The 26,390-nt window shown below is 59.2% G+C and carries 20 protein-coding genes and 2 pseudogenes; 9 read left to right on the plus strand and 13 right to left on the minus strand.

The window, feature by feature from the left end:
• The first annotated feature begins 295 nt into the window (after positions 1-295).
• The 3 genes from galU to PCPL58_RS14230 all read left to right on the plus strand — a co-directional run bounded on the left by galU (position 296) and on the right by PCPL58_RS14230 (position 3,963).
• The gene (gene galU, locus PCPL58_RS14220; protein WP_003364457.1) at positions 296-1,135 is read left to right on the plus strand and encodes a UTP--glucose-1-phosphate uridylyltransferase GalU; all 840 of its coding nucleotides are present in this window, start codon (positions 296-298) and stop codon (positions 1,133-1,135) included.
• 102 nt (positions 1,136-1,237) lie between these two features.
• Positions 1,238-2,596 carry a glutathione-disulfide reductase gene (gene gorA, locus PCPL58_RS14225; protein ID WP_065349697.1) on the plus strand — a complete coding sequence of 453 codons (1,359 nt, stop codon included), beginning with the start codon at positions 1,238-1,240 and terminating at the stop codon, positions 2,594-2,596.
• Between the two features lie 92 nt (positions 2,597-2,688).
• Entirely contained in the window at positions 2,689-3,963 is a 1,275-nt protein-coding gene (locus PCPL58_RS14230) for a hybrid sensor histidine kinase/response regulator (RefSeq protein WP_065349698.1), read from the plus strand.
• Positions 3,964-3,973: 10 nt separating this feature from the next.
• Here the strand turns inward: PCPL58_RS14230 and PCPL58_RS14235 are convergent, their stop codons facing one another.
• A complete protein-coding gene (locus PCPL58_RS14235) occupies positions 3,974-4,984 on the minus strand; it encodes a DNA-binding protein (protein WP_065349699.1) in 1,011 nt (336 codons plus the stop codon).
• 177 nt (positions 4,985-5,161) lie between these two features.
• Here PCPL58_RS14235 and PCPL58_RS14240 point away from each other — a divergent pair, with 177 nt between their 5' ends.
• From PCPL58_RS14240 to ahpF, 3 genes are all read left to right on the plus strand, one after another.
• On the plus strand, positions 5,162-6,121 hold the full coding sequence (locus PCPL58_RS14240) for a site-specific integrase (RefSeq protein ID WP_065349700.1): 960 nt from the start codon (positions 5,162-5,164) through the stop codon (positions 6,119-6,121).
• 110 nt (positions 6,122-6,231) lie between these two features.
• Positions 6,232-6,795 (plus strand): alkyl hydroperoxide reductase subunit C, encoded by a 564-nt coding sequence (gene ahpC, locus PCPL58_RS14245; protein WP_002553298.1) that lies wholly within the window; start codon positions 6,232-6,234, stop codon positions 6,793-6,795.
• Positions 6,796-6,919: 124 nt separating this feature from the next.
• Complete coding sequence (gene ahpF, locus PCPL58_RS14250) at positions 6,920-8,482, plus strand: alkyl hydroperoxide reductase subunit F (RefSeq protein ID WP_004413744.1); 1,563 nt, start codon at positions 6,920-6,922, stop codon at positions 8,480-8,482.
• A 93-nt stretch (positions 8,483-8,575) separates the two neighbouring features.
• Here ahpF and gloA read toward each other — a convergent pair whose 3' ends face one another.
• A complete protein-coding gene (gene gloA / locus PCPL58_RS14255; protein ID WP_003364444.1) occupies positions 8,576-9,097 on the minus strand; it encodes a lactoylglutathione lyase in 522 nt (173 codons plus the stop codon).
• A 100-nt stretch (positions 9,098-9,197) separates the two neighbouring features.
• On the opposite strand from gloA, the gene PCPL58_RS14260 reads away from it, so the two are divergent.
• Positions 9,198-9,806, plus strand: coding sequence for a DUF4946 domain-containing protein (locus PCPL58_RS14260; protein WP_024663678.1), 609 nt, complete (start codon positions 9,198-9,200; stop codon positions 9,804-9,806).
• Between the two features lie 471 nt (positions 9,807-10,277).
• Here PCPL58_RS14260 and PCPL58_RS14265 read toward each other — a convergent pair whose 3' ends face one another.
• The 5 genes from PCPL58_RS14265 to mexE form a co-directional block, all read right to left on the minus strand.
• On the minus strand, positions 10,278-10,640 hold the full coding sequence (locus PCPL58_RS14265) for a histone-like nucleoid-structuring protein, MvaT/MvaU family (protein WP_003364441.1): 363 nt from the start codon (positions 10,638-10,640) through the stop codon (positions 10,278-10,280).
• 485 nt (positions 10,641-11,125) lie between these two features.
• A complete protein-coding gene (locus tag PCPL58_RS14270; protein ID WP_024663677.1) occupies positions 11,126-12,220 on the minus strand; it encodes a HEAT repeat domain-containing protein in 1,095 nt (364 codons plus the stop codon).
• A gap of 142 nt (positions 12,221-12,362) precedes the next feature.
• Positions 12,363-13,760, minus strand: coding sequence for an efflux transporter outer membrane subunit (locus PCPL58_RS14275; RefSeq protein WP_003364436.1), 1,398 nt, complete (start codon positions 13,758-13,760; stop codon positions 12,363-12,365).
• The gene (locus tag PCPL58_RS14280) at positions 13,760-16,951 is read right to left on the minus strand and encodes an efflux RND transporter permease subunit (protein WP_065349701.1); all 3,192 of its coding nucleotides are present in this window, start codon (positions 16,949-16,951) and stop codon (positions 13,760-13,762) included. The genes PCPL58_RS14275 and PCPL58_RS14280 overlap by 1 nt, the downstream gene beginning before the upstream one ends.
• A 12-nt stretch (positions 16,952-16,963) precedes the next feature.
• Positions 16,964-18,205 carry a multidrug efflux RND transporter periplasmic adaptor subunit MexE gene (mexE, locus tag PCPL58_RS14285; protein ID WP_065349702.1) on the minus strand — a complete coding sequence of 414 codons (1,242 nt, stop codon included), beginning with the start codon at positions 18,203-18,205 and terminating at the stop codon, positions 16,964-16,966.
• Positions 18,206-18,522: 317 nt separating this feature from the next.
• On the opposite strand from mexE, the pseudogene PCPL58_RS32645 reads away from it, so the two are divergent.
• Together PCPL58_RS32645 and PCPL58_RS32650 are read left to right on the plus strand one after the other, a co-directional pair.
• Positions 18,523-19,545, plus strand: a pseudogene (locus tag PCPL58_RS32645) (methyl-accepting chemotaxis protein); the annotation flags it as partial.
• A 201-nt stretch (positions 19,546-19,746) separates the two neighbouring features.
• Positions 19,747-20,451 (plus strand): methyl-accepting chemotaxis protein, encoded by a 705-nt coding sequence (locus PCPL58_RS32650; protein WP_371914164.1) that lies wholly within the window; start codon positions 19,747-19,749, stop codon positions 20,449-20,451.
• Positions 20,452-20,518: 67 nt separating this feature from the next.
• Here the strand turns inward: PCPL58_RS32650 and PCPL58_RS14295 are convergent, their stop codons facing one another.
• The 6 genes and pseudogenes from PCPL58_RS14295 to PCPL58_RS14320 all read right to left on the minus strand — a co-directional run bounded on the left by PCPL58_RS14295 (position 20,519) and on the right by PCPL58_RS14320 (position 26,388).
• Positions 20,519-21,316 carry an amino acid ABC transporter ATP-binding protein gene (locus PCPL58_RS14295; protein WP_004413734.1) on the minus strand — a complete coding sequence of 266 codons (798 nt, stop codon included), beginning with the start codon at positions 21,314-21,316 and terminating at the stop codon, positions 20,519-20,521.
• Positions 21,309-21,959: an ectoine/hydroxyectoine ABC transporter permease subunit EhuD gene (gene ehuD, locus PCPL58_RS14300; protein ID WP_044309378.1), complete on the minus strand. Its 651-nt coding sequence runs from the start codon at positions 21,957-21,959 to the stop codon at positions 21,309-21,311. Before ehuD ends, PCPL58_RS14295 begins: the two co-directional genes overlap by 8 nt.
• 3 nt (positions 21,960-21,962) lie before the next feature.
• Positions 21,963-22,642, minus strand: a pseudogene (gene ehuC / locus PCPL58_RS14305) (ectoine/hydroxyectoine ABC transporter permease subunit EhuC).
• A gap of 57 nt (positions 22,643-22,699) precedes the next feature.
• The gene (ehuB, locus tag PCPL58_RS14310) at positions 22,700-23,572 is read right to left on the minus strand and encodes an ectoine/hydroxyectoine ABC transporter substrate-binding protein EhuB (RefSeq protein WP_065349704.1); all 873 of its coding nucleotides are present in this window, start codon (positions 23,570-23,572) and stop codon (positions 22,700-22,702) included.
• Between the two features lie 243 nt (positions 23,573-23,815).
• Positions 23,816-25,459, minus strand: a complete 1,644-nt coding sequence (locus PCPL58_RS14315) for a dipeptide ABC transporter ATP-binding protein (RefSeq protein ID WP_065349705.1) — start codon at positions 25,457-25,459, stop codon at positions 23,816-23,818.
• Positions 25,456-26,388: an ABC transporter permease gene (locus PCPL58_RS14320; protein ID WP_080377313.1), complete on the minus strand. Its 933-nt coding sequence runs from the start codon at positions 26,386-26,388 to the stop codon at positions 25,456-25,458. Before PCPL58_RS14320 ends, PCPL58_RS14315 begins: the two co-directional genes overlap by 4 nt.
• Positions 26,389-26,390: the final 2 nt, after the last annotated feature.

Below are 26,390 nucleotides of genomic sequence, written 5' to 3' on the forward strand. Positions count from 1 at the left end.
TTTTGCATCATAAACTGCCTGCCTCCCACTTGTCGCCGCTTGCCGTTGGCGAAGCCGGGCGTAAAGTCCGCGGTCGTCTAGAAGCGGTGTTGAGGTCCGGCCGCGCAGGCCTTGAGGGCAGTTTGACGGTGCCTTGAGCTGCTTTTATGTAAAGGCAATATCCAGAAAGTGCGGAACTATCTGTACGAGTATTCCTCTATCATGGCATCGGACGGCCAAAGGCGGGGCATTGTAAGGTGCCTGCCTCATCATTAGACTGCGCCGTTAACACCAACAGCCCTTACCAAGGACTTTTATGATCAAGAAATGCTTGTTCCCAGCAGCCGGTTACGGTACTCGCTTCCTGCCAGCGACCAAGGCCATGCCCAAGGAAATGCTGCCGGTGGTCAACAAGCCACTGATCCAATACGGTGTTGAGGAAGCCCTCGCTGCAGGCCTGACCGAAATTTCCATCGTGACCGGTCGTGGCAAGCGCGCTCTTGAAGACCACTTCGACATCAGCTATGAGCTTGAGCACCAGATCAAGGGCACTGACAAGGAAAAGTACCTCGTTGGTATTCGTAAGCTGATCGACGAGTGCAGCTTCTCGTACACCCGTCAGACCGAAATGAAAGGTTTGGGCCATGCCATCCTGAGCGGTCGCCCACTGATCGGCAACGAAGCTTTCGCCGTGGTTCTCGCGGACGACCTGTGCGTCAACCCTGAGGGTGACGGCGTGCTGGCGCAAATGGTCAAACTGCACAAGCATTATGGCTGCTCGATCATCGCCATTCAGGAAGTCGATCCGCAGGAAACCAACAAGTACGGCGTGATCGCGGGTGAAGAGATCAAGCCGGGCCTGTTCCGCGTGACCAACATGGTTGAAAAGCCTAAGCCTGAAGATGCGCCGTCCAACCTGGCGATCATCGGCCGCTACATCCTGACTCCGGACATTTTCGAGAAAATCGAACAGACCGAGCCGGGCAAGGGTGGTGAGATTCAGATCACCGACGCCTTGATGAAGCAGGCTGCCGAAGGCAACGTACTCGCTTACAAGTTCAAGGGTGAGCGTTTTGACTGCGGTGGTGCGGAAGGCTACATCCAGGCGACCAACTTCTGCTTCGAGCATTTCTACAAAACCGGCAAAGCGCATTGATTTCTGATTGATGACGCCCGGGACAAAGCCACCTTCGGGTGGCTTTGTCATTTCTGACTGGCCGCCAAGCGGCTATGCTGTGCCTCTGCCAAGGAGATATCGATGGCCTTTGATTTTGATCTGTTTGTAATTGGCGCCGGCTCGGGCGGCGTCAGGGCGGCGCGTTTCGCTGCCGGGTTCGGCGCAAAGGTCGCTGTGGCCGAGAGCCGCTATCTGGGCGGAACCTGCGTCAACGTAGGATGCGTACCCAAAAAGCTATTGGTGTACGGGGCGCATTTTTCCGAGGATTTCGACCATGCCAAGGGCTTCGGCTGGTCGCTGGGTGAGGCCCAGTTCGATTGGGCTACGATGATCGCCAACAAGGATCGTGAGATCAATCGCCTTAATGGCATCTATCGCAAGTTGCTGGTCGACAGCGGCGTGACGCTGCTTGAAGGGCATGCGAAATTGACCGGCCCGCAGCAGGTCGAAATCAACGGTCAGACCTACAGTGCCGAGCGCATTCTGATTGCCACTGGCGGCTGGCCCCAGGTGCCTGACGTACCAGGGCGCGAGCACGCGATCACCTCCAACGAGGCGTTCTATCTCAAAACGCTACCCAAGCGGGTCGTCGTTGTGGGTGGCGGCTACATCGCGGTGGAGTTCGCCTCGATTTTCAACGGGCTCGGCGCCGACACCACGCTGGTCTATCGCCGCGAGTTGTTCTTGCGTGGCTTTGATGGCGGTGTTCGCACCCATCTTCACGAAGAGTTGCTCAAGCGCCACATGACGATTCGCTTCAACAGCGATATCGAGCGTATCGACAAGCAGGCCGACGGCAGTCTGCTGTTGTCCATGAAAGGTGGCGGCACGCTCGAGACCGATTGCGTGTTCTACGCAACAGGGCGCCGCCCAATGCTCGACAACCTCGGTCTGGACAGTGTCGACGTCAGGCTGGACGAGCACGGCTATATCAAGGTCGATGACAATTACCAGAGCAGCGAGCCTTCTATACTGGCCATCGGCGATGTCATCGGAGGTGTGCAGCTGACGCCGGTCGCTCTGGCTGAAGGCATGGCGGTCGCGCGCCGACTGTTCAAGCCCGAGCAGTATCGCCCGGTAGACTACAATCACATCCCGACGGCGGTTTTCAGTCTGCCGAACATCGGTACGGTCGGTCTGACCGAAGAGGATGCAATCAAGGCCGGGCACGATGTGCAGATTTTCGAGAGTCGTTTCAGGCCGATGAAGCTGACCCTGACCGATGATCAGGAGCGCACATTGATGAAGCTGGTCGTCGATGCCAAAACCGATCGTGTGCTGGGCTGCCATATGGTCGGGCCGGATGCTGGCGAAATCGTCCAGAGCCTGGCCATTGCCATCAAGGCTGGCGCGACCAAGCAGGTATTCGACGATACTATCGGGGTACACCCGACCGCGGCAGAAGAGTTCGTTACCATGCGGACGCCTGTCAAACGTTAAGTCACGCAACGCCCGGAGTTCAGGAAGAACTCCGGGGTAAGGGTTTTGAGAGGATGGATCCCGACGTGAATAGAGAGCAGCCACCGGCCAGAATGCCATTGCATTCTGCCGAGCAGGAACGCGAAGTCGCGCAGCACATCGATGCCTTGCGTGAAAGCGAGCGTCAGTTCAGGGCATTGGCTGACAACATGAGTCAACTGGCCTGGACTGCCAGCCCCCGCGGGCAAATCCATTGGTACAACGAGCGTTGGCATGCGTACACCGGCGCTTCGCTCGAGGCCATGACTGCCCTGGGGTGGCGCTCGGTTCTGCACCCCGAACATCGCGAGCGCGTGATGGCGCGTCTGCAATACTGCTTTTCCACTGGCTCGATCTGGGAAGATACATTTCCGATACGTGGCAAGGGCGGCGCTTTCAACTGGTTCCTTTCGCGTGCGCTGCCGCTGCGCGACGCAAGGGGGCACATTACCCACTGGCTGGGTACTCACACCGACATCACCGCTCAGGTCAATGCAGAAGAGGCGTTGCGCGAACTCAACGAAAGTCTGGAGTTGCGCGTCGCCCAGCGCACGCGTGAGCTGGAAGCTGCAAATGAGCTGTTGCAGGCTGAAATTGCCGAGCGGGCGATGGCTGAAGAGGTCTTGCGCCATGCGCAGAAGATGGATGCTATCGGTCAGTTGACTGGTGGTATCGCCCATGACTTCAGCAATGTACTTTCCGGCGTGATTGGCGCACTGGACATGATCAGGCTGCGTGTGGCTGCCGGGCGTGTCAGTGAGGTCGATCGCTACCTGGATGCCGCAGCGAGTTCTGCAAACCGTGCTGCTGCACTGACCCGCAGGCTGCTGACATTTGCCCGTCGGCAGTCGCTTAACGTCACCGTGGTGGATGTCAATTGCATGGTCCGCTCCATGGAAGAGTTGTTGCGGGGGACGGTCGGCGCTCATGCGCACCTGGAGATCGAGCTGGAGGAGGGGCTGAGCGCGGTGCGCACCGATGAGCATCAGTTGGAAAATGCCTTGTTGAATCTGGTCATCAACGCGCGCGATGCCGTACCTGTCGGAGGGAGGTTGTGCGTGCGCAGCCGCGCGTTAACGCTGGAGACGCAAAAAGACGGTCTGCTGCCTGGCGACTACGTACAGCTTAGTGTTGAAGATAACGGCTGTGGCATTGCTCGGGATGTTATCGATCAGGTGTTCGATCCGTTTTTCACCACCAAACCGGTAGGCCAGGGAACCGGCCTGGGTTTGTCGATGGTCTACGGCTTTACCCGGCAAGCCGGCGGACACGTGCATATAGAAAGCGCCGAAGGTCAGGGCACCCGGGTTGATTTGCATCTGCCATGCGGCGAGATAGCGCTGGCCTGAAGCTTGCTGATCAGGCTTTGTCTGATGGTTTCTTTCTGGTGGCTTTGGGTTTGTCCGGCTGATCGAGCCTTGTCTGCAGGTTCTCCAGTGCCGCTTCCTTCTTGGTCAGCAGCAGTTCCAGCATGCGGCTCTGTTGCTGCGCATCGGTCATGCCTTGTTTAAGTGCGGTGTTTTCGTCCTGCGCGCTGCGTAACCTTTCTTCCAGCAGCGCGCATTGGGTGCGGGTGTGGTGTTGTTGTTCGGCGAAGGCGGCATTCTGCGTGTTGGCCTGCTTCAGCTGGTCGGTCTGGCTGTGCAGTTCGCGCAGGGTGTTGCGATTTTCAGCCAGCAATCTTTCGTTATCTCGATTGAGCTGTGTGATGTTTTCCTGGTGCATGGCAAGGCCTTGCTGTGCCTGTCGCAGTTCCATTTGCAGCTGCTGAACCTGGGTTTCGTGGCGTCGCTGCTCCTGCTCGCGTTGCTCCCTGATCGAGTTGCGATAGTGCTCCAGCGCCTCGCGGGCGTGCTGGTGTTTTTCTTCAAGCGAATGGATCTGCCCGTCCTTGTCGCGCAGGCGTGCCTCCATGTCCTGATTGGCCTGAAGCAACCGGGCGTGTTCTGTCTGCACATCCTGCAGTGTGCCTTGCGTGTGGAGCAGGGCGGCGGCCTGCTGTTCCAGCGCCTGTTCACGCTGCTGTGCGTGTTTTTCCAGCTGGCTGATCTGCTCTTGAGTGCCCGCAAGTTGCCGCTGCAGGGTGTCGCGCTCGGCCTGATATTCATCGCGCGCCTGATCAATACGCTCTTGCGCCTGTTCCTGAAGCCTTTGGGCGAGATGCGCGACCAGATCGCTCAATTCCTCATTGATATCCGGCGCTGGGGCTTGCGTGGATTCAAGCTCCTTCAGATAGCGGTGGATAGTGGTTTTCGAGCCGGTATTGCCCATTTCGATACGTACCGCGTCGATGCTGGGGTTTTCGCCTCGGGACAGCAGGGACGCCCTCGCTTTCTGCACTAACGCCTTGTTTACACCGCCACGGGCCATGCTGTCTCCTACGATTTCATACTGTGGTATGTACTCTGTAATTACATACTATATGTTTTGAAATAATTAGCCATTTTTTGAATTAAATAACACGGGATATTGGCGTATTATCCCGTGTCAGGCGTCTTCAGCCCCCTTTACGGCGCCCTTACCGGTACACCCGAGCAGGTTTGAGCCATGAATGACGTTGATCGCTACATCGAGGCGGCGACCCGCGACAACACGCGCCGCAGCTATCGAGCTGCCATCGAGCATTTCGAGGTGACGTGGGGCGGGTTTCTGCCGGCGACCAGCGAAAGCGTGGCGCGTTACCTGGCCAGCCATGCCGGGACGCTGTCGGTGAACACCTTGAAGCTGCGTTTGTCAGCGCTGGCTCAGTGGCACGTCAGCCAGGGTTTTGTCGATCCGACCAAGGCACCGATGGTGCGCAAGGTCATCAAGGGCATTCGTGCGCTGCACCCCGCACAGGAAAAGCAGGCCGAGCCCTTGCAGTTGAAGGATCTGGAAAAAGTCATCGCCTGGCTGGAGGTCGAAATACGCGAAGCAAGCGCACAACACGATCAGCCACGGCTGTTGCGCGGCCGACGCGATTCGGCGCTGATCCTGCTGGGGTTCTGGCGCGGGTTTCGTAGTGACGAGCTATGCCGCCTGCAAGTACAGGACGTCAAGGCCATCGCCAACTCGGGAATCAGCCTGTATTTGCCGCGGAGCAAAGGCGATCGCGACAATCTGGGCCGCACCTATCAGACCCCGGCCTTGCAGCGGCTGTGCCCGGTGCAGGCTTACATAGAGTGGATCAACTGTGCCGCGCTGGTACGCGGTCCGGTCTTTCGGGCAGTGGACCGCTGGGGTAATCTTAAAGAGGAGGAGTTGCACGCCAACAGCATCATCCCGTTGCTGCGTCAGGCGCTCCAGCGTGCAGGCATCGCCGCCGAGCGCTACACCAGCCATTCGTTGCGTCGCGGTTTTGCAAGCTGGGCGCACAGCAACGGCTGGGACCTCAAGTCACTGATGTCCTATGTAGGCTGGAGGGACATCAAGTCGGCGATGCGCTACATTGATGCCGCTCCGTTCCTGAGCCCATCGGAGGCGGGGAGCGGTCCGAAGGTTTCTTCTATCGATAAGCTGCCTTCATAGTGAAAAGCAATCAGTGACATCAGGTTTGCCAATGAGCGATTGTCATCGATCATGCGTAAGCTTCACTCCATCGAATTCACAACCCATCCAACCCATCAGGAGATATACCGATGCCTATCATCAACAGCCAAGTAAAACCGTTCAAGGCTACCGCATTCAAGAACGGCGCTTTCGTTGACGTCTCGGACGCTGACTTCAAAGGCAAGTGGTCTGTCGTATTCTTCTACCCGGCCGACTTCACCTTCGTATGCCCGACCGAGCTGGAAGACCTGGCTGACAACTACGAAGAGTTCAAGAAGCTGGGCGTTGAAATCTACAGCGTTTCGACCGACACCCACTTCGCCCACGCTGCATGGCACAACACTTCGCCAGCGATCGGCAAGATCCAGTACACCATGATCGGTGACCCGACCCTGACCATCTCCCGCAACTTCGACGTGCTGATCGAAGAAGCCGGTCTGGCGGATCGCGGTACTTTCGTGATCAACCCTGAAGGTCAGATCAAAATCGTCGAACTGAACGACGGTGGCGTTGGTCGTGACGCTTCCGAGCTGCTGCGCAAGATCAAGGCTGCTCAATACGTTGCCGCTCACCCGGGCGAAGTCTGCCCAGCCAAGTGGAAAGAAGGCGAAGCTACTCTGGCTCCGTCCCTGGACCTGGTTGGCAAGATCTGAGTCGCATGAATCGGCTGGGGGCGTTGAGCTCTTGAGCAAGTAAACCGCATCGCCCCAAAAAACGCCCGGGCGGTAATCGCCTGGGCGTTGTTATTTCTACCCTTTGTAAACAGGAAGCCGCCACATGTTGGACGCCAATCTTAAAGCCCAGTTGAAATCCTATCTGGAGCGGGTTACTCGCCCCATCGAGATCGTCGCGTCCCTTGATGACGGCGCGAAGTCTCAGGAAATGCTTGCACTGCTCAATGATGTGATCAGTGTTTCCAAGGACGTCACCCTGAATGACAGCGGCACCGACGCACGTACGCCGTCGTTCTCGCTGAGCAGCCCTGGCCACGATATCAGCCTGCGTTTTGCCGGTATCCCCATGGGTCACGAATTCACCTCGCTGGTCCTGGCGCTGCTGCAAGTCGGCGGCTATCCACCCAAGGTCAGTGCGGAAACCATCGAACAGGTTCGCGCACTTCAGGGCGAATTCCATTTCGAAACCTATTTCTCGCAGTCCTGCCAGAACTGCCCGGACGTCGTCCAGGCCCTGAACCTGATGGCAGTGCTGAACCCTGGTATCAAGCACGTCGCTATCGACGGTGCACTGTTCCAGGAAGAAGTCACCGATCGCAAGATCATGTCGGTGCCCAGCATCTATCTGAACGGTGAGTTGTTCGGTCAGGGCCGCATGGGCCTGGAAGAGATTCTGGCCAAGATCGACACCGGCGCCGGTGCGCGTCAGGCGGAAAAACTCAACGCCAAGCAGGCTTTCGATGTGCTGGTCGTCGGCGGTGGCCCGGCTGGCTCGGCCGCGGCAGTCTATGCTGCGCGTAAAGGCATCCGCACCGGTGTTGCTGCCGAGCGTTTCGGCGGTCAGGTGCTCGACACCATGGCCATCGAGAACTTCATCTCGGTACAACATACCGAGGGGCCGAAGCTGGCCGTGGCGCTTGAAGAGCACGTCAAGCAGTACGAAGTCGACATCATGAACCTGCAGCGTGCCGACAAGCTGATTCCTGGCGCAGCCGGCGAGTTGCACGAAGTGAAGTTTGCCAGCGGTGCCAGCCTCAAGGCCAAGACGCTGATCCTTGCCACTGGCGCACGCTGGAGGGAGATGAACGTGCCGGGTGAACAGCAGTACCGTAACAAGGGTGTGGCTTATTGCCCGCACTGTGACGGTCCTTTGTTCAAAGGCAAGCGCGTCGCTGTCATCGGTGGCGGTAACTCGGGTGTCGAGGCTGCAATCGACCTCGCAGGTATCGTGTCTCACGTGACTCTACTGGAGTTCGACGTGCAATTGCGTGCCGACGCGGTGCTGCAGCGCAAATTGCACAGTCTGCCGAACGTGACCGTGATCACCAGTGCGCAAACCACTGAAGTGACAGGTGATGAGCAGAAGGTCAACGGCCTGCGCTACAAGAACCGCACCACAGGCGAAGAGATCAACGTACCGCTCGAAGGTATCTTCGTGCAGATCGGCCTGCTGCCCAACAGTGAGTGGCTCAAAGGTGCCATCGAGTTGTCGCCGCGCGGTGAGATCGTGGTCGATCCTCGCGGTGAAACCTCGGTGCCAGGCATCTTCGCTGCCGGTGACGTGACGGTTGCACCGTACAAGCAGATCATCATCGCCCTGGGCGAAGGTGCCAAGGCCTCCCTGAGCGCCTTTGACCACCTGATCCGTACCTCCGCCCCGGCCTGATCGGAGAGCGGTAAACGAAAAGCCCCGTGAGCGATCACGGGGCTTTTTGCTTTCTACGCGGATCGCCCCTTGCCGAAGCGATCACCGGCAGTCTCAGAGCGGCGTTGGCTGGATGATCTCTACCCAGTAGCCGTCCGGGTCCTTGATAAAGGCCAGGCTGTTCATGCGGCCATCGGACAAGCGCTTCTGAAAGTCGACACCCAGGCTTTCAAAACGCTCGCAGGCGACTTTCACATCCGGCACCGACACGCAGATATGGCCAAAGCCGCGCGGGTCGCTGTTGCCGTTATGGTAAGACGCTGTGGCATCGCTTTCGGTACCGTGGTTATGGGTCAGCTCCAGAATGCCGGGGATCGACTTCATCCATTCGTTGCGGGCGGCGTCGTCTTCCGGGATCTGTGCCTTGTCGACCAGCGCCAGGAAGTACAGGCTGAATTCGGCTTCCGGGAAGTCACGCTTCTCGACCAGGCTGAAGCCCAGTACGCGGGTGTAGAAATCAAGCGATTTGGTAATGTCCTTGACGCGCAGCATGGTGTGATTGAACACAAACTGCCGGGTGGCCGCTTCAGGATCGGCTGTGACGCCCGGTAGTGTGTTGAGTTCGTGCAAGCTCATCAATGTGTCTCCAACAGAATGTACAAATAATGCCAAATGATACGGGGCAGGGCGCGCAGTGCCAAACCCGGCTCGGATAACGTCGCGTCGGCCTTGCTCGATGCCGACAACAGGCTCAGAATTTCGGGTCAACCGTTCTGGCGACCCGATCATGATCCTTTCGCACTACCGACGCTCCGTGCCAAGCCTGTGCCTGTTCCTGCTGTTGGGCACTGCACAGGTGCATGCCGCCGATGCAATGATCGTCTGGCCCGCAGGCTGGGAGGTCGAGTCGATACCGACCGAGTCGGGCGAGCCCGTTCAACCTTCCGTGCAAGTCAGACAGCGCGCGGTGAAAAACGATCAAAGTGGAAATCCGCTGATGGTCATGGAACTCACCCAGACGCGCCTGACGCCAGGGCATGAAGTCAATGTCCAGGGCGTTCTGCTGGAAATGCGCAAGTCGATTCAGGTCAATTTTGCCCGGAGCGGATTGCAGAGCGCTTGCACGCATGTCCGTGAAAGTCGACTCAGCGTCGTGCCCGCACTCGAAACCACCTGCACCATTACTCAGAATGGTGTGCACGTGCTGACCCAGACACTGGTCGCGGCCGCCAGCAAGGAGCTGGCCTGGTCGTTGTCCTATGCGGGATCGGCAGACGGCTATGCGAGCAACAAGGATGAGGCACTGCGTATTCGCGAGAGTCTGCGCCTGGACGATACGCAGTGACCTCTGCCTTTTCGCAGGCAAAAAGAAGCCCGCCGAGGCGGGCATGGGGCGCTATTCCTTTAGCGGTCTTCATCATCCGAGAGTGCATGTGAAAAAAGTGTGAAGCTCCGCTGTGCTGCGAATGTGGTGCTCTTCGACGCGCCGAATCATTGAGAAACAAATAAGGATGTATCTCATTACACCGCCAAACTGAATAATTACTCTACACACTTCAGGGACTGTTCAGGTTTGTAACTGTGTGCTGAATCGCATAATCCAGATTTATTGGCGTCATTATTCTCGCGGTATTTTCCCGGTGCCCTGAAGTATATGTACCAGGCAGTTCACTCAATCATGTATATGAATTCCCGGTGTCCAACGAAAGGAACTGTGTGTGCGTCCGGGGAAAAAGCTGCAGTGCGCAGGTGATCATATGCAGCGGCGCAGACAAAAAAGCCCTGCACGTGCAGGGCTTCAAGTGACAACTTGCAATCAGGCACGAAGCCATGAATCAACAGTGTCTACACCGTATTGCTCTTTCCACGCCTTGAGGCCGCGATGGTTGCCGCCCTTGGTTTCAATCAGCTCACCCGTGTGCGGATTCTGGTAAACCTTGACCACACGTGCGCGGCGACGCTTTGGACCTGCGGGTGCGACCAGTGAGGTAGCGCTTGCAGGGTCAAGGATTGCAATGATGTCACGCAGGCTTTTGCCGTAGGTGCCCATCAGGTCCTGGAGCTTTTGCTCGAATTCGATCTCCTTTTTCAATCCGGCGTCATTCTTCAACGATTCCAGCTGTGCAAGCTGTTCCTGAAGGGCTTTCTCTGCTGCTCGAAACTCGGCAAGTCTGGACAATTAATATACTCCAACAATGTAATGGCTGTTGTCAGCCCTATAAAGCGATGAGACAAAACTGATGACCGATTCGCTCACTCGAGGGTGCCCGATACCTGCGGTTTCTATGCTGAAACTTGGCCTTCGCGGCTTGTCATTGCGCAGATAGAGGGTATTTATAACTCAGTCGCCCGCAAATGATGCACTTTTTTTTTCAGTTAGAAAATAGCCTTTTTCAAATTCGTTAAATGAAGCGGGGAGACGATGTTGGATATAGGGGATGATGTCCGTGTTGTACGCGGAGGGGCAGTGTAAGTTATTTCCGATATTAGCCACGGATGGAAAACGTGTCATGAGAGAGTGGATAGCTTAAAAAGAGAAATATCCGACAGGCAATAGGACTATCGGATGAGGAAATGGCAGAGCAGTGCGAACGCCGCGGACTGAAAGGCGTGTAGACCATGCAAAGATAGCCTTTGGCCTGTCTCGGCGTTGCGTTTCTGACCCTACAGTCCCTGTTGCAGCACAGGGTCATCCGGGTTCTGCTGTTCGAGCTCGGCCAGCAGAATCTGCACGTTCTGCAGCTGACCGTTCTCTTTCCAGTACTGGATCAGCAGCACTCTGGCCTTGCGATTGGCGGGCTGGTTTTGAACGATCTGAGTCAACTGCCGCTGTGCCGCTTCAAGCTCGTTCAACGAGTGCAGGGCAACCGCCAGGTCATAGCGATAGTCGTTGTTATCGGGCGCCAGTTCCGTGGCCTTGGCCAGGCTGAGCACGGCGAATTCAGCCTGGCCGTGGTTCAGCAGCCACATGCCGAGGGCATGCTGGAGCAGGGACGAGCCAGGGTTATGCTCAAGCAGTTGCGCGAAAAGGCTGCGCGCCTGCTCGGCCTGGCCCTTGCGGTCCAGTAATTCGATATGCGCCAGCGCTGCTTCGATATTGCCCGGGTCCAGCGCGGTGGCGCGCTGCAGCGCCGCGAGCGCGGGTTCCAGGTCGCCGGTCTGCAGATACAGCCTGGCCAGTTGCAGCTGGTTTTGTGCGCTTTGCGGCTGGCTCTTGAGTGACTCCTGAAACGCCTCGGCACTTTGCTGCAGGACGGCAAAGTACAGGCCCAGCTCATCAGGTGAGAGGCCAAGCAGGGCGCTGGTGGCGCGAAACCTGACGGATTGTTCGGCGTCATCCAGCAGGGGGCCGAGCAACAGACTGCGCTGACTGTTGGAGACCAGCCTGACACTGACATCGATGGCCGCTTCGCGCACTTGCGCGGACGGGTTACTCAAGGCCGCATCAAGCAACTTGAGGGCCTGGGGGCTGGGATAGTCGCTCAGTTCGGCGAGCAGGCTGATGCGTTGCGTGTCAGACAGGTCAGTCCGTCCCAGTTGTTGATACAGCACGCGCGCGGCACCCGGTTTACCGTCGTGTGCCTGTTCCAGCGCCTGGGCATAGGTATGACTCAGCCTGGCCGGCGCGGTCTGGACGGGCGTGCGCCACCACCAGAAAACCAGCGAAAGCATCAGCAGCGCTGCAGCCGCTGCGCCGATCAGCCAGCGACGTCGAGAAGTGGGTTGAGGCGATAACCCCATGGTAGAAAGTCTGGGCATATCGATTTCCAATGCTTGACGGGTTGCAGCTTCGGGGAGTGGCTGGCAGCTGTCAAACGGCAATCATGATGCAGCCGGATTTCAGGCAAAAAAAGCCCCGCGGCCTGATCGGGCGCGGGGCTTTTTTACCGGTTTTTCAGGTTCAGGCCTGAGGTTGCCAGCCGCCACCCAGTGCCTTGTAAATGGCCACGATGCCACGGTACAGCTCGATTTCTGCCTGCGCCTGAGCATCCTCGGCTGCCAGACGTTCGCGCTCGGCATCCAGCAGGACCAGGAAGTCCGCCGTGCCTTCTCGATATTGCACCGAGGCCAGCCTGGCCGCCGAGCGACTCGCATCGCTCTGGCGCATCAGCGAGACCAGCCGCTGCTGGCGTTTGTCGTAATCGCTGAACGCGTTCTCCGACTCCTCCAGAGCAAGCAGTACCTGCTGCTCGTAGTTGGCCAGTGCGCCCTCGGCGTCGGCGTCGGCACTGCGAATCTGCGCCCGGACACTGCCCAGATCGAAGGCCGCCCAGGTGATGCTCGGGCCCAGCGACCAGGCTCTGGCCGCTGACGAACCGATCTGCGAGCCGCGCCCAGCGGTAAAGCCCAGAAAACCGCTCAGACTGACCCTCGGAAACAGGTCGGCAGTCGCGACGCCGATACGTGCGGTCGAGGCAGCGAGTTGTCGCTCGGCTGCACGGATGTCCGGCCGATTGCGCAGCACTTGCGTCGGGTCGCCGATCGGCAAGGCCTTGGCGATGGCAGGCAGCTTGCTCGGGCTCAAGTCGACGCTAAGGTTTTCCGGGCGCTCGCCCAGTAACGTGGCGATACGATTGCGTTGGCGAGCCTGCTCGGCCTGCAACTGTGGAACGGTTGCCTCGACGGCAGCCAGTCGTGCCTCTGCACGTACCACATCCAGCTCGTTGCCCACGCCCGCATCACGCAATTGCGTAGTCACGTCCTGAGAACTCTGCTGGTTTTTCAGGTTGTCGCGGGCAATGGCTTCACGCAGTTGTGCGCCGCGCAGTTGACCGTAGGCGTCGACCACCTCGGCAATCAGCGTGACCTGAAGCTGATAGAGGTTGGCCTCTGCAGCATCCTGATCGGCATCGCTGGCTTCCAGTTGGCGCTGAATACGCCCGAACAGGTCCACTTCCCACGCCATGTCCAGGCCCAGGTCGTAGCGCTCGCTGTTGACCCGGCGCTCGGTGATGCCGGGTTGCTGACCCTTGCCGATGTCACTGCTGGCGCGACTGGTCACCACGGGCATCACATCGTTGGCGACGTCATCGCGTATGGCTCGCGCCGACTTGAGGCGGGCGAAGGCGACGCGCAGATCGCGGTTGCCGTCCAGTGACCTGGCCACCAGTTTATTGAGGGTCGGATCCTCGAACTGCTGCCACCACACCCTGTCCACTTTGCTGCGGTCATAGTTGCCTTGGGCGGCGGACGCCAGTTTGGCTGGCGCCGTGACCGGTGCCTGGTAGTCCGGGCCCACGGCGCAGGCCGCCAGCGCCATGACCAGCAGGCTCGGGATGAAGACTTTGTAGGCGCTCATCAATGCATCTCCGCAGGCAGGTTTTGCTGGCTGTTTGCTCTGGCGGCCTTGCGGGCCTCCTGGCGTTCGACGTAATTACGGATAAGCACGTAGAACACCGGCGTCAGCAGCAGGCCGAAGAAAGTGACCCCCAGCATCCCGGAGAACACCGCGACACCCATGGCATGGCGCATCTCGGCACCCGCGCCGCTGGACAGCACCAGCGGCACGACCCCCATGATGAAGGCGAACGAGGTCATCAGGATCGGACGCAGACGCAGGCGGCATGCTTCCAGTACCGCATCCAGCGGGCTCATCCCTTCGGCCTGTTTGTCCTTGGCGAACTCGACGATCAGAATCGCGTTCTTGCACGCCAGGCCTACCAGTACGATCAGGCCGATCTGCGTGAAGATATTGTTGTCGCTGCCGGCGATCATCACCCCGGCAATCGCCGAGAGCAGGGTCATCGGTACGATCAGGATCACCGCCAGCGGCAGGCTCCAGCTTTCGTATTGAGCCGCCAGTACCAGAAACGCCAGCAACACACAGAGCGGGAACACGAACAGCGCGGTATTGCCCGAAAGGATCTGCTGATAGGTCAGGTCGGTCCATTCGTAGATCATGCCGGTGGGCAGTTCCTCGCGAAGCAGTTTTTCGACCGCCGCCTGAGCCTGGCCAGAGCTGTAGCCTAGTGCTGCTGCACCGTTGATTTCAGCAGTGATGAAGCCGTTGTAGTGCATGACGCGGTCGGGGCCGGCGGTGTCGCTGACCTTGACGAAGGTCGCCAGCGGGATCATCTCGCCCAGGTTATTGCGCACCTTGAGCTGGCCGATCTGGTCGGCATCCTGGCGGAACTGCTGCTCAGCCTGGACATTGACCTGATAGGTGCGGCCGAACCGGTTGAAGTCGTTGGCATACAGCGACCCCAGATACACCTGCAGGGTGTCGAAAATATCGCTGACTGCCACGCCGTGGGTCTTGGCCTTCTCGCGGTCAATCGCGGCATCGACTTGCGGTACGTTCACCGTGTAGCTGGTAAACAGCCCGGCCAGTTCCGGCACGCTGCGGCTTTTGGCGATGATGTTCTGGGTTTCCTTGTACAGCTCGTCATAGCCCAGGTTGCCACGGTCCTCGATCTGCAGACGGAAGCCGCCGATGGTGCCCAGGCCTTGTACCGGTGGTGGCGGGAAGATCGCCATGTAGGCTTCCTGAATCGAGGCGAACTGACCGTTCAGCGCGCCGGCAATCGCGTTGGCCGAGAGGCTCGGGTCCTTGCGTTCGTCGAACGGCTTGAGGGTCACGAACACCACGCCGTTATTCGGGCTGTTGGTGAAGCCGTTGATCGACAGACCCGGGAAGGCAATGGCGTCCTGCACGCCAGGCTGCTTGAGGGCCAGCTCCGACATGCGTTTGATGACATCCTCGGTGCGGTCCAGGCTCGCGGCGTCCGGCAACTGGGCAAATGCGACCAGGTATTGCTTGTCCTGGCTCGGGACGAAACCGGTCGGTGTGCTGGCAAAGCCCATCCAGGTCAAAACCATCAGGCCCGCGTAAACCAGCAAGGCAATGCCGCTGCTGCGAATGACCCTGGCAACGGTGCCGACATAGCCGTGGCTGGCTTTCTCGAAAAAGCGGTTGAACGGGCGGAACAGCCAGCTGCCGAGCATTCTGTCGAGGAAGCGCGAGAAGCGATCCTTGGGCGCGTCATGACCTTTGAGCAATACCGCCGCCAGTGCAGGCGACAGAGTCAGCGAGTTGAAGGCGGAAATGACCGTCGAAATGGCGATGGTCAGCGCGAACTGCTTATAGAACTGACCGCTGAGTCCGGAGATGAATGCCGCAGGCACGAACACGGCGCACAGCACCAGCGCCGTCGCGATGATCGGCCCTGTTACTTCAGCCATGGCCTTGTGCGTGGCAGCGACCGGTTCCAGGCCCAGCTCGATGTTCCGTTCGACGTTCTCCACCACCACGATGGCATCGTCGACCACGATACCGATCGCCAGTACCAAACCGAACAAGGACAGCGCGTTCAGCGAGAAACCGAACATGTGCATGACCGCAAAGGTGCCGATCAGCGAGACCGGTACGGCCACCAGCGGAATGATCGATGCGCGCCAAGTCTGCAGGAACAGGATCACCACCAGCACGACCAGTATCAGTGCTTCGAACAGCGTGTGAATTACCGCCTCGATGGAACCGCGGACGAAGATCGTCGGGTCATAGACGATGCTGTAGTCCATGCCTTCCGGGAAGCTTTGCTTGAGCTCGGCCATTCGTGCCCGTACATCGTTGGAGATGTCGATGGCGTTGGAGCCGGGACGCTGGAAGATCGGGATCGCTACCGCAGGCTGATTATTGAGCAACGAGCGCAGCGCATACTGGCTGGAGCCCAGTTCGATGCGTGCGATGTCCTTGAGGCGAGTGATTTCGCCATCGGCACCGGCGCGCACGACCACGTTTTCGAACTCTTCCTCACTGACTAGGCGGCCCTGGGTGTTGATCGACATCTGAAAGCTGGTGGCATTCGGCGAGGGCGGGGAGCCCAGCTGGCCAGCGGCTACCTGACGGTTCTGTTCGCGAATCGCATTGACCACATCAGTGGCGGTCAGGTTGCGTGAGGCGGTCTTGTTCGGGTCGAGCCAGACCCGCAGCGAATAATCGCCCATGCCGAACAGCTGCACATCACCGACGCCGCCCAGTCGCGCCAGCTCATCCTTGATGTTGAGCACGGCGTAGTTGGACAGGTACAGCATGTCGTAGCGCTTGTCCGGCGAGGTCAGGTGCACAACCATGGTCAGGTCGGGGGAGGCCTTGTCCACGGTGATGCCGATGCGTGTCACTTCTTCAGGCAGCTTCGGCTCGCTGCGGGTCACGCGGTTCTGCACCTGCACCTGCGCATTGTCCAGGTCAGTACCCAGTGCAAAGGTGATGGTGAGGGTCAGCTTGCCATCGGCAGTGGCCTGCGAAGACATATAGAGCATGCCTTCGACACCGGTAATCGCCTGTTCCAGTGGCGAGGCCACGGTTTCGCCGATCACCTTGGGGTTGGCGCCGGGGAAGTTGGCGCGTACCACCACGGTTGGCGGCACGACTTCCGGGTATTCACTGATCGGCAGCTGGAACAGCGAGATGGCACCGGCGATCAGGATCAGCAGCGACAACACTGCGGCGAAGATCGGCCGTGAAATAAAGAATTTGGAGAAGTTCATCGGACGAGTCCCTTAGCCGCGCGGCGCGGCAGCGCTGGCGATTTTGACGGCCGCTTTGGGTGCCACTTGTGGCAGGTTGCTGGCTTCAAGGGCCTGGCGTTGTTTGAGCAGTGCGGCGAGGGTGTCGGCGCTGGCCATCGGAGTGACTTCAGGGTCTACAGGCTGGCCGGGACGTACGCGCTGCAAGCCTTTGACGACGATGGTGTCATCCTTGCACAGGCCATTGCGCACAATGCGCAGGCCTTCGATTTTCGGCCCCAGCTCGACAGCCCGGTAGGCAGGCTTGTTGTCCTTGTCCATGACCAGCACAAACTTCTTGCCCAGGTCGGTGCCCACTGCTTCGTCATTGATCAGCACGGCCGAGTAAGTGCCGCTGCCCACCAGTTTCAGGCGCGCATACAGGCCGGGAGTGAACGCACCGTCGGCATTATCGAACACGGCGCGGCCACGAATGGTGCCGGTCCTCGGGTTGACCTGATTGTCGACAAAGTTCATCTGGCCCAGATGCGGGTTGCCGGGTTCGTTGGACAGCCCCAGATACACCGGCGTGCTCTGACCGCGCTGGCCTTTGCGAGCCAGTTCGGTGTACTTGAGGAACACGCGCTCGTCTGCGTCGAAGTAGGCGTAGACCTTGTCGGTGGAAACCACGCTGGTCAGGGCAGTGACATCGGCGGTGACAATGTTGCCGGCAGTGATTTCGGCACGACTTACGCGGCCTGAAATCGGTGCAGTGACACGGGTGAAACTGAGGTTCAGTCTAGCCAGGTCCAGTTGCGCCTGAATGGCCGCGACACCGGCCTTGGCTTCCTGCGCCGAGGTGGTACGCGATTCGGCCAGCTCGGCGGAAATCGCATTGTTGCTGCGCAGACGCTCGCCACGCTGGGCTTCGCTGTCACTGCGCGAAGCGACTGCGCGGGCCTGTTGCAACTGGGCTTCGAGACGGCGGACTTCCGACTGGAAGGGGCGAGGGTCGATCTGGAACAGCAGGTCGCCTTTCTTGACCAGCGAGCCGTCGGTGAAGGCTACCTGATCGATCTGACCGGAGACTCTTGGGCGAACTTCGACCGTTTCAGGTGCTTCGAGACGACCGGTAAATTCATCCCACTCGTTGACTGGCTGTTCCAGTACCTTGGCCACACTGACTTTGGCTGCGCCAGGCGCACTGGTGGCTTCCGGCGCACGGCCGCAGGCACTGATGACGATCAAGGCGAGGGCGGTGAGAGGGTAGCGCAGATGGCTGATTGTCTGGTGCATGGGAAGTTCCGCCAATAGTGAAGAATGGGGCGGATTCTGTTGCGCACGGGGTGTTATTAACGAATCGAATAAACCGAAGGTTACTATCACTGGCAATGATGAGTACCCATAGGTCTTCGAAAACCCGTAGCCGGGTGACTCGCAGGGTGGATGGCGGCCAGGCATTCGGGGCTGAGAATGCTCCCCTTATGGCGAGCCAAAAAAGCTCATAGCATATTGCTATCTCTTCGATCAATCTTTGCAATCGCCGCGGCTATCAAGTTGTCCAGCGAACAGTCGATCCTTGGTTATTACGATAAATCCCGGGGAAAAGTTTGATGAAGTCGACATGGCTGGACAATTTGAAGGTCAGCAAAAAGCTGAGTGTAGGCTTCGGTCTGATATTGCTGGGTGTCCTGACGGTCACCGCGATCGGTTACCTCAGCACCAACCTGCTGATCGAGCGGCTGGGCAAGGCAGCCAGGGTTTCTGAGGTGAAGGCCGATGCGCTGAGCCTCAGGATCGCTGCGCAGGCCTATACCGCCAAGCCTGACGCGAGTAATTCGCAGGGCTACACGGCCGCCCTGGACAATCTGGGCAAGACCATCGAGGAAGGCCTGAAGATTCTGACCGTTCCGGCCAACGCCGATATCCTCAGAGGTATTCGCGATCAGGCGGGTGGCTTGAGACAAACGTTCAGTCAATTGGTCGATAACAATCGGCAAATTGATCAGGCCATGCAGCCGCTGATCACCATTTCCGAACAAGTGAGCGGAAGCTTTGAGACACTCCTGCAAAAGACCTTGGACGACGTTTCCCGCTCGCTGGATCAAAGCGGTATCGACCAGGTAAAGATTGCTGGCGACCTGCGCAATGGCATGACCAATTTTCGCTTGGTGTTTCGCCGTTATATCAGTATCCCGACCGCTGAAAACAGGCAGATCACCTTCGATGCTGCCGACTCACTGATCGCTCAGGTGAGCAGTGCGCGCAACCAATTGCCGAACAAGGCCGGCCCGGCGGTGGATGAGGCGCTCGCGGCGCTGCAACAGTACAAGTCGTTGATGGTCTCCATCTCGCAACTGATGCAACAGAACGATCAGATTCGCGACAGCCTTCGCCAGCAGTCAATGGACGTCGTCACCAGTACCGAAAAGCTGATGGCGGGCCAGGTAGTCAGTGCCAATAAAGAAAAAGACAGCGCCGTAACCCAGTTGCTCACGGTGGCGGTGATCGTATTGCTGCTGGGCATCTTCGCGGCGATTCTGATTACCCGTCAGATTACCCGTCCGCTCGATTCCACGGTGATCGCTGCGCGTCGAATTGCCGACGGCGATTTGACCAATGACCTTAGCACCACTCGCCAGGATGAGCTGGGCCTGCTGCAAAACACCATGCAACACATGACCGTATCGCTGCGTACCCTGATTGGCGGTATCAGCAATGGTGTGACACAGATCGCCACGGCGGCCGAGGAGCTTTCAGCCGTCAGCGAACAGACCAGCGCGGGCGTTACTCAGCAGAAACTGGAAGTCGACCAGGTGGCGACCGCCATGAACCAGATGGCGTCCACCGTTCAGGAAGTGGCGCAGAACACTGAAGATGCATCGCAGGCCGCCCGACAGGCCAGTGACCGCGCAACCCACGGCAGCAGTGTGGTGCAAAACGCCACGCGTGAAATCAGCCAGCTTGCCGGTGAAGTGGGGCAACTGGGCGAGGCCATGCAGCGCCTGATTCAGGACAGTGACAAGATCGGCGGTGTCATTGATGTGATCAAGGCGGTCGCGGAACAAACCAACCTGTTGGCCCTCAATGCGGCGATCGAAGCCGCACGTGCGGGTGAGCAGGGGCGCGGCTTTGCCGTGGTAGCCGATGAGGTGCGCTCGCTGGCTCAGCGTACACAGTCATCCACGACTGAAATCGAGGCGCTGATAAAGTCCTTGCAGGATGGCACCGGCGCGGCATCGGATCTGATGAATGCCAGCCGTCAACGTACCGAAGGCACCGTGGCGCTGGCGCGGCAGGCCGAAGAATCGTTGCTTGAAATCACTCATTCGATTGTGACCATCGAACAGATGAGCCAACAGATTTCTGCTGCCGCTGAAGAGCAGAGCGCCGTCACCGACGAAATCAATCGCAGTGTCATCAGCGTACGGGACATCGCCGACCAGTCGGCTACGGCCACCGAACAAAGCGCAGCGTCTACCGTGGAGCTGGCGCGCCTGGGCAGCAACCTGCAGGACATGGTTGCGCGTTTCCGGATCTGATTGTCGCCACTTTCAAAAAGTCGCGAGGCCCAAAAGTCTCATCCTGTAAAAAGAGCGGCGCTGGCAATCAGCGCTGCTCCACCCTCTGCAGAAACCTTCGAGTCCGCTCGTTTTGCGGATTCAGCAGAATTTCGCTCGGGGTGCCGTCCGCCACGATGCGCCCGCCCTCCATGAACAGCACCCGGTCAGCGATGTCCTGAGCGAATTTCATCTCGTGGGTCACCAGTAACATGGTCATCTGAAACTCGTGGGCAATCGAGCGAATTACCGCCAGTACCTCGCCGACCAGCTCAGGGTCGAGCGCTGACGTAACTTCATCGAACAACATGACCTGCGGACGCATGGCCAGTGCTCTGGCAATCGCTACACGTTGTTGCTGACCACCGGAAAGCTGGCTCGGATAGGCATCGGCCTTGTGAGCGAGCCCGACCAGCCCGAGGTATTGATGCGCGCGTTCAAGGGCCTCTTCGCGAGGCAGTCTGAGTACCCGTAGTGGTGCTTCGGTGACATTTTCCTGCACGGTGAGGTGTGGGAACAGATTGAACTGCTGGAACACCATGCCTACCCGATGCTCCACCGGAGCCTTGCGTGCGCCAGGCCAGTGCCATCCGGATGTGCGCGCGGGCACTGCTTCGCCTGCGACTTCTATGCTGCCTTGCTGATAGTTTTCCAGCCCCTTGATGAGGCGCAATACCGTTGATTTACCCGAGCCACTAGGGCCGATCAAGGCGACTTTCTGGCCTTGAGGAATGCTCAGGTCCAGATGGTCGATGATCCGGTTGCGGCCGAAGTCCTTGACCACGTGTTTCAGCTGTATCTGCGCAGTGGTGACGGGTGGGGTTGCGGTGTGTGCGAGATCAGACATGGCTGCGCCTTTCCAGGTATTTGAACAGCAACGAGGTCGGCACACTGATCGCCAGAAACATCAGCGCCATCACTGTGTACGGTTCGTTGTAACGATAGGTCATGCCGGCGACCTGCTTGGCAGCCTGAAACAGTTCAGGGATGGTGATCACCGCCAGAAGCGGCGTTTCCTTGAACATGCCGATCAGGTAATTGCCGAGCACCGGCAGCATGGGTTTCAACGCCTGCGGCAGGATGATGCGCCGCCAGGTGTCGCCACGATTGAAATCAAGGGCGCGTGCGGCTTCCCACTGTCCGGCCGGGATGTCGTCAATGGCACCGCGATACGCTTCGGCGATATAGGCCGCGTAATAGCAGCCAAGACCTATCACACCGGTGGTAATCGCCGGGAAGGTGATGCCCGCCAGCGGCAGCGCGAAGAACAGCACATACAACTGGACCATCAACGGCGTATTACGGAAAAAGCTCAGGTAGCCTTTGCTCAGGCGATGCACGATGGTTATCTGCGAGCGCAGTGTCAGGGCCAGGATCAGACCGAGCAAAACCGCGAGCAGGAACCCCAGCACCACGACCTGCACGGTCACCAGCAAGCCCTGAAACAGCTCCGGCAGAATCGACCGGGCGAATGCGATATCAAACTCCATCGTTCATCCCCTGGCCGTGCGCCACGCGGTGGCGTGCTGCTCATAACGCTTGACCAGCCAGCTCAATGGCCAGGCCATCACGAAATAGCACACACCAGCACGATGCTCCAGATCAGCGTTTGCTGGCCCAGCGTGGTGATCAATTGACTGCCGGTAAAGGTCAGGTCGGTGAGGGTGATGAGTGAGACCAGTGACGTGGTTTTCAGAAGCTCGACCAATTGATTACCCATTGGCGGGATCATGAACGGCAGGGCCTGCGGCAGAATGATTCGCCGAAACGCGCTTATCGGCCTGAAGTCCAGCGCACGCACAGCGTCACGTTGACCCTGGCTGACGTTGATCAGTGCCGAACGAATGATTTCCGCGCCATACGCCGAAAACGTCAGGCCCAGCCCCGGCACGCCGGTGGTCATGGGGGACAGACGGATGCCGAACAGCGGCAGAATGAAGAACAGGTAAAACAGCAGCACCAATGCCGAGATGCCACGCAGCACCTCGACATACACCGTGGCGAACCAGCGTAACGCCCGGAATGGCGACAGGCGCATCAGGGCGATTACAAACGAGAGCACCAGTACCAGCAGTTCGGCAAGCACAGTGATCTGCAGGGTGATCCAGGCGCCGTGGGCCAGTTGTCTGGCAATGAAACCTGCGGTTTCCAGTGTTGCAGCATCAACAGGCATGGCCGTACTCGTGTGGGTCAGGGCCGTTTACTGCGCGCCCTTGCGGGGCGGGGCAGATCATGGGTTGCAGCGTTGGGCTGCGGTGACGGCCGGGTCAGCCAGTTCGTTTTCGGTATAGCCGTACTTCTGCAGGATTTTCAGCAGCTCGCCCGACGCCCGGAGTTTGGCCAGTTGTTCGTTGAAGGCCTGTTCGAAGGCCGGATCGTTTTTTGGCAGGCCGTAGGCGTGGTAATTCCAGCCCGGTTTGCCACTGGCGTCCGGAATCTGCTCGAAAGGCAAGGCGCGCTCGATGTCCGGACTGTTGGCTTTCTTGATCAGACTGATGACTTCGGCGTCCGGGAAATACACCACGTCCACGCGACCCGCCTGCAAGGCGGCCAATGCCTCGGTGTCCTTGTCGAACAACACCACGTTGCCGTTGGCGATACCGCTGTCTTTGGCTTCCTGAACCTGATTGCTGCCAGGTTGAGTGGCCAGGCGCACCTTGGCGTTGCTGGCGACGTCCTTGAGGCTGTGCAGGTTCAGCGGGTTGCCGGTTTTGACAATGAACGCACCGCCGGATCGCGTCACCGGGTTGGAGAACGCGATGACCTTGCAGCGATTCGGATTGATGAACAGGCCTGCACCGATCAAGTCGAAACGACCTGCCGCCAGACCCGGCACCAGCGAACCGAAGTCAGTGATAGGCGTCTCGATCTGCTTGATGCCCAGCGGTTCGAGAATCGCCCGCAGTATCTCGACGTTGGCCCCGGTGGCTTTGCCATCGGTGCCGATGTAGGCATAGGGCTGTTCATTGGCGATGCCAGCGGTCAGGCCGTCAGTGCGGCCTTTTTCCAGCAGTCCGGCCAGGGCAGGGAATGAAACGACGGCATTCAGCAGCAGCGCTGAACCCATCAGGGCTGGGAACGACAGAGGGTTGATGCCTTTCATTGCGGGTGCTCGAAGTAGGGGGATAGGGGCTTGTTGCTGATGCGGCCTGAACATGCGAGTCAGGTGCGCAAGGTAGCCTGGTCTTGCCTGCATCCTGCTTCGGCAACGTTTGGTGCATAAGGCGAAACTCTATAGCTATTAAAAAGATAATTTAAATATCGATAAGGAATATGCATATACGCAGTCGCCGAGGCCATGGGTTGCAAACGTCGTGCGACCCATTGATGCAAGCCCAGGTATTTGTCAGTGCGTCCCTGTTTGTAACTCCAGACGCCGGCCAGGTATCGCGGCAATCAACTCCTGGGTGTAAGCCGCTTCAGGCCTGGCAAAAACATCCTCGGCCAGACCCTGCTCGACGGTCTTGCCATGCTTGAGCACCAGTACCTGATGGGCAACGCTGGCGACCACTGCAAGGTCGTGGGACACCAGCACGTAGGCGATGCCCGATTCGGCTTGCAGCTCGACCAGCAAGTCGAGAATCTGCGCCTGCACCGACACGTCCAGTGCCGAAACCGGCTCATCGAGCAGAAGCAGATCGGGCTGCAGGGCCAGCGCTCTGGCAATGGCAATCCGCTGACGCTGGCCACCGGAAAGCTCGCGGGGCAGGCGGTCCAGATAGGCCACGGGCAACTGCACTCGCTCTATCAACCGGCGTGCGGCCTGCTCCAGTTCGCGGCCTTTGAGCAGGCCGAACGAGACCAGGGGTTCGACGATGCTTTCGAATAACGTGAAGCGTGGGTCAAGGGCCGCGAACGGGTTTTGCTGCACTAACTGGATACGCCGCCGCAGCGGTCTGAATTCGCGCCAGCCCAGGTCGGTGACATCCTGGCCGTCCAGCTGCACTCGTCCGTGGGTGGGTTTTTCCAGACCCAGTGCGATGCGCAACACAGTACTTTTACCAGAGCCGGACTCGCCGACGATGGCCAGGGTCTGGCCGGGATACACCTTGAAGTTGACGTCTTGCAGCGCCTGGAAGTCGGCGTCTTCGCCTTTCACGTAGGGCAGACGATAGGTCTTGCCGATGTTGCTCAGGGTCAGCAGAGGTGTGTCGCTGCTCGCGACCGGTCGCACTGTTGCCGGGCTCTTGCGCTGGCCGAAAGCCGGTGCTGCGGCGATCAGTACGCGGGTATAGACATGGCGAGGCGCGATGAGTATCTGTTGCGGAGGGCCTTGTTCGACCAGTTCGCCCTTGTTCATCACCAGCACTCGATCGGCCCGGTCGGCCGCCACGCCCAGATCGTGGGTGATGATCACCAGGAAAATACCACGCTCGGCCACCAGACGTTGCAGATGATCAAGGATCTTGCGTTGTACCGTCACATCCAGCGCGCTGGTGGGCTCGTCGGCGATGATCAGGCGAGGATTGCCTGCCAACGCGATGGCGATCAGCACGCGCTGACGCATGCCGCCTGACAGTTCGTGCGGGTACTGACGAGCGCGCAATACCGGCTTGTCCAGACCGACCTGCTGAAGTAATTCCAGCACATCGGCATCCACTGCCGGGTAACGCCGGCCGTGGGCTAGAATCAGTGCTTCGGCAATTTGCCGGCCGATGCGCAGGGTAGGGTTGAGGCCGACCATCGGGTCCTGGGGCACCAGGCCGATGGTGCTGCCGCGAATTCGCCGTTTCTCGCGTTCGCCGGCATGGCCAAGATCGTGTCCATCGACGTGTAGCTCGCCGCTGGTGATGGCGGCATTGTCCGGTAACAGGCCGAGTATGGCGTTGGCCATCGTCGACTTGCCGGAGCCGGATTCGCCGACAATCGCCACGGTTTCACCTCGGGCGACCTGAAAGGATACGTTGCGCACGGCCTGGTTGACCTGGCCGTCGAAACGGTAAGCGACACTCAGATGACGAATGTCGATCAGTTGAGCGGTATCGGTCATCGTTGAGTCTCTTCCAGAGTGCGGGCGATGTGGTTGAAGCTGAACACTACGCCAACCACGAACAGGCCCGGCAGCAGCGACACCCAGGGTGCGGTTATCAGGAAGTGACGACCGTTTGCGATCAACGTGCCCCATTCGGCAGCCGGTGGTTCGGCACCAAAGCCGAGGAAACTCAGCCCGGCAGTCGCCAGAATCGCTGCACCGAAATCCAGTGTGGCGAGCACCGCCACCGGGCCCCAGGCGTTCGGCAGGATGTGGCGCAGCAGGGTTCGCGTCCAGCTTGCACCGCCCAACCGCGCGGCCTCGACGTAAGGCAGGGTCTTGACGCGCAATACTTCGGCGCGGGTGGTGCGCGCGAATCCGGGGATGATCCCCACACCGACCGCAATGGCCACCGGAAGGGTGCCGAACCCGATGGCGGTGACAATCGCCAGCGCCAGTAGCAAGCCGGGCAGGGCCAGCAATACATCGATCAGACGCATGATCACTGCATCGATGCGCCCGCCTGCGAAACCGGAAATCACCCCCAGACTCAGACCACCGGCCATGGCGATGCCCACCGCCAGCAATGCCGCCTGTACCGAAAGGCTCGACCCGTGTACCACGCGGGTGTAGAGATCACGACCCAGTTCGTCGGTACCGAACCAGTGCGCTGCATTTGGCGCGGTGAGCTTGTCGCTGGGCGAGGTGGCGTAAGGTGCGTAGCTGCTCAGCAGGTTGGGTGCCAGCGCCGCCAGCAACGCAAAGGCGACCATTGCCACAGCGAGCAGAAACCCCGGGCGGCGCAGCAGGGGCCTGGCGGCCTCCACGGCGCGACTCAGGCTGCTGCGTCGCTGCCACTGCGCGGCAGGTGCGTTTTTGCCGGGAAGGTTTTGACTGGGATCAACAAGGCGGGTCAGGCGCGCAAGGCGGTTGTCGAAGATAGTCATGG

Origin of the sequence: Pseudomonas cerasi (assembly GCF_900074915.1) — a bacterium.
Classification (GTDB): Bacteria; Pseudomonadota; Gammaproteobacteria; order Pseudomonadales; family Pseudomonadaceae; genus Aquipseudomonas; species Aquipseudomonas cerasi.